The sequence below is a fragment of the Emticicia fontis genome (assembly GCF_054779675.1).
This window is the reverse complement of the sequence record NZ_BAAGXU010000057.1, coordinates 23,652-38,019: the sequence shown is the minus strand read 5'-3', so window position 1 is coordinate 38,019 and position 14,368 is coordinate 23,652. Positions and strand designations below refer to the sequence as shown.

The window sequence follows — 14,368 nt, the reverse complement described above, 5'->3', positions numbered from 1 at the left end:
TTGTGCACCTCTTTCGTTTTATATATCATAAGAAAAATTTTATATATTTCAGAATGTATTGAAAATTCTATACATACAAAATAAAACAAAAAAATAAGGAAAGCGTTGGCTCTCCTTATTTCATCTATATTGTACGAATGAATTAGATTCCGAATCCTTCTTTTACTTTATCCAGATAATCTAATTTCTCCCAAGTAAATAATTCAACATCAACTGTTTTCTCACCTTCAGGGCCTTTGAAAACTTTTCTTACCCACTCTGACTCACGACCCATGTGTCCATAAGCAGCTGTTTCAGAGTACATCGGATTACGTAATTTCAAACGTTGCTCAATTGCATACGGACGCATATCAAATACTTGTTCTACGATTTTCGCAATTTCCCCGTCTGATAATTTTTTACCGTTTTCACCTTTTACTTTAGCAGTACCATAAGTGTTTACGAAAATACCACAAGGTTTTGCTACGCCAATAGCATAAGATACTTGTACCAATACCTCATCACATACACCCGCAGCCACTAAGTTTTTAGCAATATGGCGTGTAGCATAAGCAGCTGAACGGTCAACTTTCGATGGATCTTTACCAGAGAAAGCACCACCACCATGTGCACCTTTACCACCATAAGTATCAACGATAATCTTACGTCCTGTTAAACCAGTATCACCGTGTGGACCACCGATTACGAATTTTCCGGTTGGGTTAATATAATAAGTGATCTGGTCGTTGAATAATTTGCGTAATGATGGTTTCAACTTCGCTTTTACACGAGGAATCACGTAGTTGATAATATCTCTACGGATAGTAGCCAACATCTCTTCATCAGAACCGAAATCATCATGTTGTGTTGAAACAACAATTGTATCAATTCTAACAGGTTTATTGGCATCTGTATATTCAATCGTCACTTGTGATTTGGCATCAGGACGAAGGTATTTGATACGTTTGTTTTCACGACGAATAGTTGAAAGTTCTTGTAAGATTTTATGAGCCAGATCCAAAGCCAAAGGCATATAATTATCGGTTTCGCGGGTAGCGTAACCAAACATCATTCCCTGGTCGCCAGCACCTTGTGCATCGGCTTTTTCTTCAAAATTTTTCTCATCTGCTGTGCGATCAACACCACGGTTAATATCGTCTGATTGCTCATGAATAGCTGATAAAATACCGCAAGAGTTTGCTTCGAACATATACTCAGATTTGGTATAACCAATCTTCGAGATTACATCGCGGGCAATTGATTGAACATCAAGGTAGGTTTTAGTTTTTACTTCACCTGCCAAAACCACCTGACCTGTTGTTACGAGGGTTTCGCAAGCAACTTTAGAAGTTGGGTCAAACGCCAGAAAGTTATCAATAAGGGCGTCAGAGATTTGGTCAGCAACTTTGTCTGGGTGACCTTCCGATACTGATTCGGAAGTAAATAGGTACGCCATAAATCTTGTTTAGTTTTTAATGATTTGCAAAAAGTGTATGCTAAAAAACTCTATGCAGAAGGGAAAAAAGAAACTTTTTTGACAAACAAGAACCTGAACGCCTGTTGTCCGCATCTCTTTACCACCGTAGTGTTTCTACTCGGTTGGGTTTCCGCAAACGGGAATTTCTTGATACTTCTACAAAGTAAGACATTTAGAAAAACAAAAACAAAATTTCGAATGAAAATATATCTAAAATAATTAAAATGTCACTTAAAATTATCTCTAAACAAATTTCAGATTGGACAATTTATCTTGAAAATATCGATATAAGCGATATTTTTACCTTTACGCAATTAGCGATAAAATCGTCCTAAAAAAAATAAAGAGTTGCTTTCTATGATACAAAGCAACTCTTTATTTGGAAAAGTAAATACTTTCAGAACAGATATTTGGTAAAATTCTTATTTACCTTATTTCAGACTATCTATTACGCGACGTATACCTGCAAAACGCGAAGCATAATATTGCTCTTTTAAATAACTGATGCTAACCCCTGTTTTACAGGCCGAATGAATGAATTTCAGACCGTTCTTATCAGATTCCAACACGATGCCTACATGAGACACCTCGTCTTTTCTGCTGGAATTAATTTTGAAGAAAATTAAATCTCCGGGTAGTGCATCTTCGGGCGCAGTCTGGTGACCCATTTTGAAAAGGTCAGTACTACGATGACTCAGCTTCATGCCGAATTTGGCAAATACGTAGTTTACTAAACCTGAACAATCAAATCCTTTGAGTGTTTTACCGCTCCATGAGTAGCGGATGCCAATAAGCTTTCGGGCGAATCGTTGTAGGTCGTCGGTTAATTTTGAATTACTCTTTTTATCAGTTACCTCGTTCGGTGAAGTTGTAGGGGATTTTGGATGGTCAGTGGCCTTTGAAACCACCGATGAAACGACTAACAACGAACCCAATACATATTTTTTTAACATTATATATTGATTTGGTTCTGTTACAAAATTAGACAAATACAATGCCTAAGTCCAAAAAAACGGCGCAAATAGGCAATTTATTGTTAACGAATCACAAAAAAGTACAATTTTCTTTAAAAATTAAGAAGGAAAGCGGGGCTCAGCCGGAGGATTTTCAAGATAATGTGCGGAAATACGATGTATCAAATATATGTAAATTTTTGTAAAAAAGTCCGTAAAAAAAAATCTTAGTTAAAAAAACTTAAAATTTACATTCTAGAATAAAAATAGTTTTATCTTCGCACCATAGTTAACTAAGTAATTAGTTAATAACGCAACGATTTTATATTACTAAACCATCTTATGAAAAAGCGCTTACTTCTACTAGCTGTGCTTATGCATACAGCTGCCCTTTTATTTGCCCAAAGTCCTACTAAATTTACCATTAAGGGAATTGCTATCGATTCGGGTAATGCAGTAATGCCCTTCGCTACTGTGATGCTATTACAACCTAAAGATTCTACTCTAGTAAACTTTGGCAGAACTGACGAAAATGGTGCATTCGAATTCAAAAATGTAAAAAAGGCTAACTACATTCTGAAAATCTCATTTGTAGGTTACATTCCGTTCCAGACTGATGTGAAACCTGTCGATGGAGCGGTGAATGACTTAGGCCAGTTGAAATTAAAACCCATTGCCCGGGAATTAATGGAAGTGGTAGTAAAAACTGCCCGCGCGCCTTTGAATATCAAAGGTGATACAATTGAGTATAATGCGGCCTCTTTTAAAGTACCACCCGGCTCTTCGGTCGAAGACCTCTTACGAAAACTCCCCGGTGTACAGATTGACCAGGATGGGAATATCAAAGCCCAGGGACAAGATGTGAAAAAAGTAACGGTTGATGGCAAAAGCTTTTTTGGCAATGACCCAAAAGCCGCTACTAAAAACTTACCTGCTGACGCCATCACGAAAATTCAGATTTTCAATGATAAATCAGAACAAGCCAAAGCTACTGGTGTAGATGATGGAAAAAAAGAGAAAACGGTAAACCTTGAATTGAAAGATGATTTCAAAAAAGGCGGATTTGGTAAAGTTACCGCTGCACTTGGCACAAACGAAAGAGCCGAACTGAAAGGGAACTATAACAGATTTGATTCCAAGCAACAATTCTCTGTTTTAGGTTTAGGCAATAATATTAACCAGACAGGTATCTCACGCGATGATTTCCAGGATTTCAGAGGCAGCCAGGCTAATAACTGGGGAGATGAGGCTGATTTTGGTTTCAGTAGTGGTGTCCGATATTTCTTTGATAACGATTCAGAAGAAAGTATCAGTATTCCGGTTGGAGGCCGTAATTTCCAGGGATTCTCTGAAAACTATGCCGGTGGTGCCAACTATAATTACGATACCAAAAAGACCAAATTTAGCTCAAACTATTATTTCAGCCAGACACAACAGTTAGTTTCCAAAAAATCGGCCAGAGAGAGTTTCCTTTCTAACAGTAGTTCGTTTAAAACACTTGAAGATAGTTATCAGAACCGTATCAGCCGTAACCACCGTGTAAGCTTACGTTTCGAAAAACAAATTGATTCCTTGAATACTTTTGTTTTGATTGGAAACGGTAGAACAGGTGATGGAACAACCAAATTTAATAGTTTGCAAGAGATTTTCAGAAATGGTAGTGCCAATAAATCGAATCAGACTACTATTAATAACTTCAATGAGTATAACTCAACTGCCATTGCCCTGATTGGTTTGTATCGTCATAAATTCAAGAAAAAAGGGAGAAACTTTGCAGCAAGTTTAACCTATAATTATAACGTTTCAGATGGTGAAGCACGCCAGAACTCTGTTAACGAACTATTTGATGCACCTGTTGGCTCAATTCCAGCGAATATCAATCAGATAAACTTTACAAATAGCCCTCGTAATCTGGTTAAATCAAGCTTGCTTTTTGTAGAGCCACTGTCTAAAAAATTCTTCTCTGAAACATTCTATAATTTCAGCTTGCGCCGCGATGCCGTAGATAGAAATGTACAGACCACAGACGGTAGCCGTATTGACTCATTGAGTAATTATTACAACAATGATTTCATGTATAATCGTTTTGGAACCAATATCCGCTATAACCATAAAGGAGTGAATGTCTCATTTGGATTAGCCGCTCAACATTTCCATTTCAATGCCGATTTTGCCCGTAGTAAAAACGCAACTGATGCGCAACAAATCAATAGAGACATATTTGCTTTGATTCCGGCTTCTTCAATCAATATTGACCTGAAAAACAACAGATACATCTGGGCTGATTACTCAAAAGAAGTTGGCGAGCCTGCTATCAAAGATTTACAACCGATTATTGACAATAGCAATACATTATATATTCGTGTAGGTAACCCGAATTTGTTACCCATGAGTACTCATAGAGCCTATGTTGGTTATAATATGTTTAACCCAGGTAGCTTTACCAATATGTTCTTCAATTTAAATTATAGTTATAATCTTAATCAGGTAATTTATAATCAGACCGTTGACCCTATCACATTAGTGACCACTGCGAAACCTACCAATATTTCAGGTGGACAAAATATGGGTTCTTACTTAGGTTTTGGTTTCCCGCTTAAGAAGACCAAAAGTACTTTAAACCTGAACGGAGGAGCGAATATCTCTAAAAACCTGATTTACATTAATAATGTATTGAACACTACCAATAATTATAACTATAACTTTGGTTTCCGCCTTGATTTGACACCAAGCGATAAATTCACATTCTATGCCAATGGTAACTTTGGTTTTACTAATACCAAATACTCGATCAATACTACACAAAATCAGCAGATATTGAATCATAATTTAGGCGCCGAAATGAACATTGCTATGCCAGCAGGTATCTATTTCAGTTCAAATCTTAATTATAGAATCTCTAAAAACGAGCGTTTTGGCTTCAACCAACATATCCCGATTTTATATGCTTCGGTTTATAAAATATTGGGTAAAGCTAAAAAAGCCGAGCTTCGTTTATCTGCTTACGATTTATTGAAGAAAAACATCGGTATTAACCAATATGCGTATCAGAACTTCGTTTCAACAGAACAGACCCAAACACTTTCGAGATACTTTATGTTAAGCTTTACTTACAACATGAGAGGCGTAAGTGCTAAAATGCGTCGTCAGGGCTGGTACTAAGAACATATTTAAACTGTAAAAACACATACAAATGAAAGCTATATCAAAATACGTATTAGGATTGCTCCTATTGACGTTCTTTACTCCCCGACTCGGTTTTGCACAAAAAACTGAAGGTATGGTAATTTATGAACGCCAAGAGGTCTGGTCGAAAATTATTGGTCAATTAACCTATTTATCCAACGAAGAAAAAGACCGTGTAAAACAAACCTGGGGTAAAAACGATGAGGGATGGAAAAGTAAGACAAAGATGTATTTCAATGCTAACGAGAGCCTTCTGACTCATCTGGAAGAAGCCAGTGAATATGGGTGGTCTTCACGGACAGAAGACTATTTCATTTACCGAAACTTTGAAAAAGAAAAGAAAACAGAGATAATTGAGATGTTGGGCAAAACCTATATCATAGATGATTCTTTGCGCGCGCCAAGTTGGAAAGTATTGAATCAGATTAAAGATGTGGCTGGATATATATGTATGAAAGCCGTTACGGAAGATACAGTTAAACATCAGAAAATAACTGCTTGGTTTACGGGAGACATTCCGGTTCCAGCAGGTCCTGAAAGATATTATGGCCTTCCGGGTATGATTCTGGAACTAGAAATCAATGATGGTGACGTAATAATTACAGCCACAAAAGTTGAGTTCAAAAAGCTTGAAAATAAGGAACTGGCTCTTCCAAAGCTAAAAGGCAAGAAAATTAAAGATGCCGACTATGATCAACTGATTGTGAAACACATTAAAGACAGTATAAAATCTTATCGGAATCCTTATTGGGCAATCAGGTATTAGAAATCTTGATTTATCAATAACTATACCTGTGCTATGCTTATAAAGTGGCACAGGTATTTTTTTCAGCTTAGCAAAAAACTATACTAAATTTTGCTGGCATAATTTTTTGTCTTTTTTGATTAAAGAGTAAAAATTTAAACTCATTAAGATCATGCAAAATCAAAAAGACACACAAAGAGAAGGCGAAGATAAAAATTCTTCGACACAACAAGGTGGGAATAGAAATATCCCTCAACAAGGCCAACAAAGCAGCGGCAGTCCAACTCAGCAGGGACAAGAGCACTGGAACAAAGGACAACGCCAGGGCGATACCCATGAAGCGCAAGAAAATATCACAAGTCTGGGAGATAACTATCAATCGACTGATGCAACCAGCACACAGGATGATACATCAAGCAATAGAAGCACTAAAACTCACAAGAGCGAAAATTAATCCTACTATAGCAAAGCCTGTTGAATATAAATCTTTGTATTCAGCAGGCTTTAATTTTTACACGCAAAACCCTCTTAGCCCCTAACAATTATTATTCAGAACGAAGTGAACGAACCGGGTTCACTAAGGCTGATTTTATACTCTGGAAACTGACTGTCAATAAAGTCACTATTAATGCCCCTGTACCTGCCGACAAAAAAATCCATAAGGAAATAGTGGTATGATATTCATATTTCTGCAACCAATTGTTTAGTAAATAGTAAGCAATGGGCATATTCATATGTTTAGATGCCTATATGGTGACACGTATAAAACAAAAAAGGAGATGCTATAAACAACATCTCCTTAGCATTGATAATCTAATATATCTTAGAGCATTCGCTTGATAATCTCTTCTACCGAAACGTGTTCAGCTTCTGCTTTAAAGTTTCTTACTACACGGTGGCGTAATACAGGCACGGCTACTGCTTTTACATCTTCAATATCTGGTGAGTATTTACCATTAATTAAGGCATTACATTTAGCGCCTAAAATGAGGTTCTGAGAAGCACGAGGACCTGCCCCCCACTCTAAATATTTATTGGTATCTACCGAAGCCATTTCTGTATTTGGGCGAGTTTTATGGACCAGACTTACAGCATACTCTACCACATTATCAGCTACCGGAACACGGCGCACTAAATGCTGAAAATACAGAATCTCCTCACCTGTCAATACCTTGTTTACAGTCTTTTTAGCATCAGACGTTGTATTTTTTACAATATCCAACTCTTGTTTATAAGAAGGATAATCCAGATTCACCATAAACATAAAGCGGTCAAGCTGGGCTTCTGGTAATGGATAGGTACCTTCCTGTTCTATTGGGTTTTGCGTTGCCAATACAAAGAATGGGCGACCGATGTTATGTTTTTGCCCTGCTACTGTTACCGCGTATTCCTGCATGGCCTCTAAAAGCGCTGATTGTGTTTTAGGAGGCGTACGGTTAATCTCATCGGCAAGAATGATATTAGCAAATACAGGGCCCTTGATAAATCTAAAATTACGCTCATTATCCAGCGTTTCAGAACCCAGAATATCAGAAGGCATCAAGTCAGGTGTAAACTGAATACGATTAAAGTCCAAATCCAGCGCCGAAGCAATTGTTTGAATCAAGAGCGTTTTTGCCAAACCAGGTACCCCTACTAAAAGACAGTGACCTTGGGTAAAAATAGCTGTTAATAATAAACGAACCGTATCATCTTGCCCAACGATTACTTGTCCGATTTCATTTCTTAAATTGTTATAGGCAACTTTAAGGGCATCTGCTGCTTCTACGTCTGAATTAAATTGAACTTTGCTCATTAATGTATGGTATGGGTGAATTATTTATAGTCGAATCACGGCTAATTATCGGTTCGTATCTGCCCGAAAATATTACAGGATTCAAACTCAGGGTCAATTTTTATATAAACATCCGCTACTGCTTTTTTAAACCATTTTTCTATCTCTTTGCTTCTTTTTTCCATCATCGCAAAGTCTTTTATCTTCTCATAATCATCTTTCAGATTGGCTATGTGCGGCGCATATTTAGTCTTGTAATAGATGATTCTGGCGCCTGTTTTACCGTCTTCGCTTCTATAAGCCATGGGTACAGTAATCGTGCCAACTTTCATACTATCAATAGTGAAGTAAAGCGTAGGGTCCATTGATTGGTCTAATGGCAATTTAGAAGCACCAGTCTGAGGGTCAGAAATCATTCCACCGGCATCCTGAGTTTGTTTATCATCCGAAAAATCCTTGGCAGCTTTTTCAAATTTAATACTGTCTTTTACAATTTCTTTACGCAAACTATCTAAAAATCTCGTAGGTTCAGCCAAATCCAAACGGTTATAATCAGGACGTAAAAGAATATGCCTTGCATGATACTCCTGTCCACGAATCTCCAATGTCTGAATCAGGTGAAGCCCGAAATCAGATTCTACTACATCGGTCATTTCATTAGGTTTCAGTTTCATGGCAGCCGCTTCGAATTGTGGCACCATCTGCCCTCTTTTCGACCAGCCTAAATCTCCACCATATTGACGAGAACCCGGGTCTTCTGAATATTCTTTGGCTAAATCTTCAAATTTCTCTCCAGCCAAAATGCGTTTTTTATAATCAAGCAAACGCTCTGATAATTCATCTTTCTGGGCCTTTGTAACTTTGGCATAACGCACAATATGACCAATCTGTACTTCGGTAGGAATTTCAGGTATACTATCTTTAGGAATCTGATTGAAAAATTTCTTTACCTCATTTGGAGTCACTTTCAGGTTTTTGGTAATCTCACCCTGCATTTTCTGCGCAGTTAGCTGCTCTTTTACCTGCGAACGCACCTCGCTTTTCAGTGTTTCCAGAGACTTACCAAACTGGTCTATGATATTCTTTTCATTTCCATAGAGTTGCACCATCTGCTGCATACGGGCTGTCAATTGTTCATCTACCGTTTTATCTTCTACAAGCACTGAGTCTATTTCAGCTTTGGCTACCAATAATTTATTCACTACTAAACTCTCTAATGCCTGACATTTACTAACAGGTTGTTGCTGCTGTGCAGAACGCAGATGCCACTGTTCTACTTCAGAACGAAGCACAATATAGTTATCTACTTTGGCGATGATTCTGTCAATATTGATAGGTTTAGGAGCATCTTGAGAGAATGCTAATATTGGCAGACAAATGAATAAAATTAACTTCTTTAACATATAATTGGTTCGTGCTTGGTTCTTTTGCAAATTTATTGTTTTCTAGCCCCTAATGCTTTATCTAATTCTTCTTTGTTGACTTTAACCGGATATTTGGCTTCCAGTTCATCCAATAATTGTTTTTCCAGTTGTTTCTGGTAATCTACTAATACCTGTCCACGGGCTTCACGTAAAGTTTTATAACGGGCTGGTTCAACCCTTTCAATCGTCAACTCAATATTTTTCCCGTCTTTGTTTATCGACTGGCTACCTGTCTCCCATTTAAAAGCATCTACGTATTTATTATCACCTTTCTTGAAATAACCGTCTTCAATCGTTACGCTATTAGACTCTTTACGGTTAAAACGTTTTTCAACATCTTTCTTCGAATTACTATAAAATACAAAGGTTACTCTCTGGTTTTTAGTCCAGTCAAAACGATCAGCACGTTTGGTTTTCGCATAATCGTTTTCAATGATTCGTTCAATAGGTAAACCATTTGCCATTAAAAAACCCTTTACTTTTTCAATTCTTTCTGCTGAGTTCGTATTATTTTCGCTCTGATCGGCATGACCTCCAATCTCTACAATGTATCCTTTATTATTACGCATAATTTCCAGCAAGGTTGCCAGAATCTTTTTATGGTCGGATGTTAAATCGCTTGCAAACTTATCATAATACAAAGGCGTACGCATCGTACTATTAAGCGGATACGGTGCTCCTTTCTTGAAAATATCTCTTACCTGTGCTAGAGTTTTAGCATCCTTCGCTACTACCAGACTTCCAAAAACTCTTTCGGGCATCCGATAATTGCCTTTATTTTTTTCATAGTACGCTCTTTGTCCTAAAGTGTCCCCTACCGACTTTTCATAAACCAGATCATTCATTAATTGCAGTTTCAAAAAACTGGTCGAATATTCATTCATCAACAATCTAAAATCCGGATTTATTTCTGTCAGATGAGCCTCAGCATATTCTTTTACATTTTTATCAACAAATCGCTTATAGAAACTACGCATCCAGATTAAGGCCGAATATCCTGTAGGCACTCTTTCAACCAACTGCCTTTCCATGACGTAGTCAAAAAAGGCTTTAACTTTAACTTCGTTTTTACCAACCGAAAATATCGTGCTATTGGTAATCGGGCCATTTAAGGCATATCCCCATTTCTTCTTGGTTAAATTCGTATCAGCAGATTCTACCGCTCTTTTCACAATATCAGGATACTCTACAAACTGCATATCCTTTTTCATGCGGCTAAGCGCATTTTCTCTCACTAAATCGCCTCTTGAATCGGTTACTACTTTTTCCTTTAATTTAGGCAGTAGCTTCTCATAAGACTCCAATGGGATTTTCTTGGCTAATCTGATAATGTGCCAACCAGCCGAAGTACGAACAGGTTTAGAAAAATCACCCACTTTTAAAGCAAAAGCAGCTTGTTCAAATGCTGTTTCTTCTCGTGTACCTATACCAAATACTGGCAGATAGCCCTGATTATTTCTGGTTTTATAATCGTCGGAATACTTTTCACATAAAGTTTCAAACTTAGTTCCTTTGGTTAAGGCTGTGTAAAGAGAATCTATCTGAGATTTTGCCCTGCTTAATGAGTCATTCGTACCTGGTGGAACTGCTTTCAAAATATGTTGTACCCAAACTTTGCCACTATTCGGGCGGCGTTCCAATACTTTTACCAAATGGTAACCTGCCTTTGTTCTGACAGGCATAGAAACCTGACCGACTGCTACATTGAAAGCAGCTTTCTCCAGAGGATAAACTAACTGTAAAGCACTAAACCAGCCCAATTCTCCTCCTTTACTACTAGTCTTTTTATCCTGTGAAAATTGCTGCGCCAATACCCCGAAATCTTCTCCCTCTATCGCTCTTCTACGAATATCAATTAACTTATTATAAATAGCGGCAGTATCAGCAGGGTTGGCAAATTCAGAGATCTGATACATGATGTGCGAAGCCCTCACTTCTTGCAGCATCCAATCGTAGGTTTCTTTCAGCAAATATTTGATAGTAGTACTATCTGTCAGGTAAGCCTCTGCTAAAATACTCTGGTAGGTTTGCAGTTCTTCTTTATACTCTTCCGAATTATCGTATCCTCTCTTTTTAGCATCAGCCACTATTCTCTGATCCTGAATCACCTGCTCCAGGGCTTTCTCAGCCGATAGCGTATCATTCATCAGTTTCTCTACCTCTTGCTTCAGATCCGCCACCTTCACTTCAGTTGTTCCTATTGTCAGGCCAATCGGTTCGGCACTTATAGGAGCTGCCTGATTCACAGCAGGTGCAGCAGTTGGTACAGCGCTTACCGTTGTTCCTTTATCAGAGGCAGAAGGTTTCTTTAAAACCTGGCAAGATAACTGTGAAAAGAGTAATAATATATATGGATATACCTTGTAAAATCGCTTCATAACATTTCAATCATCGGAATGGTAATACCATTTTTATACAATAATTAAACTCTATGCGTTTAAAAATTATTGTGATGAATATTAATTTTGTTTGGGTTATCAATGTGCCGAAAACCGTTGTTTTTCGGGCATCAAAAAAACGAAGAATCAAAAATAACAGAAAAATCTGCTTTTTACGAAGTTTTGCTGATTATTTCTTCCACAATTGACTCCCCTTCAGACATATCTCCGCTCGTCCATTGCCATTTTTCATACAGACGTATACGCCCGTCAGGCAATACTTCCGGAGTAGAATAGCACTTCCCTGTCATTAACTCTCCTGCTTTGTTAATATGCTCATATCGCATATCCAAAGCGTTGTTTTCCACTATTTTAGCAATTAGAAAGCCTTTTACAATGGCTCCACCGGCATATTCTGCCCAGACAATATCGCCTGCTTGTGAATAGTGAAACATGGTCTCGTCCCCTACTTCGCCATTGACTGTGTTGCTAAGCGACCCAAATATTTTTTTATGATAATTTAACATTTTTAATAACCTCAAACAAGGGGTTCTTGTTGCGATAAACAATGAAAACTTCCAAGTCCCCAGATAATTTCAGTCGCATCAATGCCGATAATTTTCCTGTCCGGGAAGCATCCCTGAATAATATTCAGCGCTGTGTCATCTTTATCACAACGATACGTCGGCACTATCACTGCTCCGTTTGTAATCAGGAAATTGGCATAAGAAGCCGGCAGGCGAATATCACTATCGTATACTGCCTTAGGCATAGGCAATTCTTTAATAGTTAATTGCTTGCCATTGAGTAAACGCATTTTGGTTAAATCTTCCAGATTCTGCTTCAACGGATGATAGTTATCATCCGTTTTATCATGCTCTATTACAGTCAATACTGTATCCTCATTTACAAAACGGGTAGTATCATCAATATGTCCGTCTGTATCATCTCCTACTATTCCATCTGTTACCCATAATACCTGATCAACACCATAATAATCATGCAGATATTGTTCAATTTGCGATTGGTTCAGATGTGGGTTTCTGTTTGGGTTTAACAAACATGATTTGCTGGTCATCACCGTACCTTTGCCATTAAATTCTACCGAGCCACCTTCCATAATAATACCCGGAACTACATAAAGCAAGCCTAAATAATTGGCAATTTTTACAGGTATCTGATCATCATCTCCATAAGGCGGATATTTTCCTCCCCAGGCGTTATAGCCCCATTCCACAATCATTCGCTCTTTGGTTTCAGGATTTATCAAAAATGCCGGACCATGGTCTCTGCACCACGAATCGTTGGTAGCATGGATGGGTATCTCTATCTGATTCTGGTCTATATCGTATTTTTCAAGTAATTGTATAATAAGCGCTTTTTGTTGCTCATCTGTTGCATTAATACAAACTTTTTCGCTTTCAGCAATAGCTTTAATAAAAGCCATATAAGATGGATAGATACGTTCCAGACGATCTCCATAATCCCACGAATCAGAACTCTGCGGAAAACTTAACCATGTCGCACGATGTGGATGCCATTCAGCAGGGAAGAAAAAGCCTTGTTGTTTGGGTGTTGTAGCCACTAATAAATTTATTTTGGTTTTTAATCGGTCTGTTTTATTAGAAAAATCTAAATAATGGCAAAGGTAAGGCTATTATTTAATAAAATAAATCCAAAATTCAGGATATTCCGTAAATACAATCAGAAGTGCAAAAGATAAAAAGTTTGAGCTTAAATTAACCTCCGGGAAATCTGATTAAAATGCATTGTTTTTTAAGTTTTTTTTGGAAAAATGTGAGATAAATAACATCTTTGGAAAAACTTACTAATTTAGGCCCGAAAACACAGATCGTTTGGCACGTCGCATTAGCATATCAGAAGAAGAATTAGTGGCTTTGTTGAGAAACAAAGACGAGCGAGGCTACACTATTCTGTATAATAATTATTCTAGCGCCTTATATGGCGTATTGAATAAGATTGTGCAGTCGCAGGATGATGCTAATGATTTACTTCAAGACACATTTTTAAAAATCTGGAAGAATATAGGTAATTATGATTCTTCCAAAGGAAGCATTTTTACATGGATGATGAATATTGCCCGTAATCTGGCAATAGACAAAGTCCGGTCAGTAGATTTCAGAGATACTTCTCAAAATGTGTCTATGGAAGACAAGATAGTCTATCAGATTGATAACGAATACCAGACAGAACAGGAAGTGGATGGGATAGGGCTACAGAAAGTAGTTGATAAACTAAAACCAGAATACAAACAATTAATAAATTTAGTTTATTACAAGGGCTACACCCAGGCGGAGGTTGCCGAAGAATATGGAATACCTCTTGGTACAGTTAAAACAAGAATCAAAGCGGCGGTAAGCACCTTGCGCACTTTGCTTCAGACATTATTACTGTTGTTGATGAACTTTTTTTAGATAAACCCAGAAAACTA

The 14,368-nt window shown here is 37.6% G+C and carries 11 protein-coding genes, 1 pseudogene and 1 riboswitch; of the genes and pseudogenes, 4 read left to right on the top strand and 8 right to left on the bottom strand.

Annotation, left to right across the window (positions count from 1 at the left end):
• Window positions 1-142: 142 nt before the first annotated feature.
• On the bottom strand, window positions 143-1,435 hold the full coding sequence (gene metK, locus ACYVFA_RS23615; RefSeq protein WP_460474333.1) for a methionine adenosyltransferase: 1,293 nt from the start codon (window positions 1,433-1,435) through the stop codon (window positions 143-145).
• A gap of 64 nt (window positions 1,436-1,499) precedes the next feature.
• Window positions 1,500-1,615: riboswitch (SAM-I-IV-variant riboswitch) on the bottom strand.
• A gap of 272 nt (window positions 1,616-1,887) precedes the next feature.
• Window positions 1,888-2,409, bottom strand: coding sequence for a C40 family peptidase (locus ACYVFA_RS23610; protein ID WP_460474332.1), 522 nt, complete (start codon window positions 2,407-2,409; stop codon window positions 1,888-1,890).
• A gap of 342 nt (window positions 2,410-2,751) precedes the next feature.
• On the opposite strand from ACYVFA_RS23610, the gene ACYVFA_RS23605 reads away from it, so the two are divergent.
• The 3 genes from ACYVFA_RS23605 (at window position 2,752) to ACYVFA_RS23595 (ending at window position 6,794) form a co-directional block, all read left to right on the top strand.
• The gene (locus tag ACYVFA_RS23605; RefSeq protein WP_460474331.1) at window positions 2,752-5,571 is read left to right on the top strand and encodes an outer membrane beta-barrel protein; all 2,820 of its coding nucleotides are present in this window, start codon (window positions 2,752-2,754) and stop codon (window positions 5,569-5,571) included.
• A gap of 31 nt (window positions 5,572-5,602) precedes the next feature.
• Entirely contained in the window at window positions 5,603-6,361 is a 759-nt protein-coding gene (locus ACYVFA_RS23600) for a GLPGLI family protein (RefSeq protein ID WP_460474330.1), read from the top strand.
• 151 nt (window positions 6,362-6,512) lie between these two features.
• Window positions 6,513-6,794: a hypothetical protein gene (locus tag ACYVFA_RS23595; protein WP_460474329.1), complete on the top strand. Its 282-nt coding sequence runs from the start codon at window positions 6,513-6,515 to the stop codon at window positions 6,792-6,794.
• A gap of 91 nt (window positions 6,795-6,885) precedes the next feature.
• Here ACYVFA_RS23595 and ACYVFA_RS23590 read toward each other — a convergent pair.
• The 6 genes and pseudogenes from ACYVFA_RS23590 to ACYVFA_RS23565 form a co-directional block, all read right to left on the bottom strand.
• A pseudogene (locus ACYVFA_RS23590) lies at window positions 6,886-7,065 on the bottom strand (hypothetical protein); the annotation flags it as partial.
• Window positions 7,066-7,163: 98 nt separating this feature from the next.
• Window positions 7,164-8,135, bottom strand: coding sequence for an AAA family ATPase (locus ACYVFA_RS23585; protein WP_460474328.1), 972 nt, complete (start codon window positions 8,133-8,135; stop codon window positions 7,164-7,166).
• A 41-nt stretch (window positions 8,136-8,176) separates the two neighbouring features.
• Complete coding sequence (locus ACYVFA_RS23580; RefSeq protein WP_460474327.1) at window positions 8,177-9,517, bottom strand: peptidylprolyl isomerase; 1,341 nt, start codon at window positions 9,515-9,517, stop codon at window positions 8,177-8,179.
• A gap of 32 nt (window positions 9,518-9,549) precedes the next feature.
• Window positions 9,550-11,916, bottom strand: a complete 2,367-nt coding sequence (locus ACYVFA_RS23575) for a peptidylprolyl isomerase (RefSeq protein ID WP_460474326.1) — start codon at window positions 11,914-11,916, stop codon at window positions 9,550-9,552.
• Window positions 11,917-12,089: 173 nt separating this feature from the next.
• A complete protein-coding gene (locus ACYVFA_RS23570; protein WP_460474325.1) occupies window positions 12,090-12,443 on the bottom strand; it encodes a n-acetylglutamate synthase in 354 nt (117 codons plus the stop codon).
• 11 nt (window positions 12,444-12,454) lie between these two features.
• Window positions 12,455-13,501, bottom strand: a complete 1,047-nt coding sequence (locus ACYVFA_RS23565; protein ID WP_460474324.1) for an agmatine deiminase family protein — start codon at window positions 13,499-13,501, stop codon at window positions 12,455-12,457.
• 271 nt (window positions 13,502-13,772) lie between these two features.
• On the opposite strand from ACYVFA_RS23565, the gene ACYVFA_RS23560 reads away from it, so the two are divergent.
• Complete coding sequence (locus ACYVFA_RS23560; RefSeq protein WP_460474323.1) at window positions 13,773-14,351, top strand: RNA polymerase sigma factor; 579 nt, start codon at window positions 13,773-13,775, stop codon at window positions 14,349-14,351.
• Window positions 14,352-14,368: the final 17 nt, after the last annotated feature.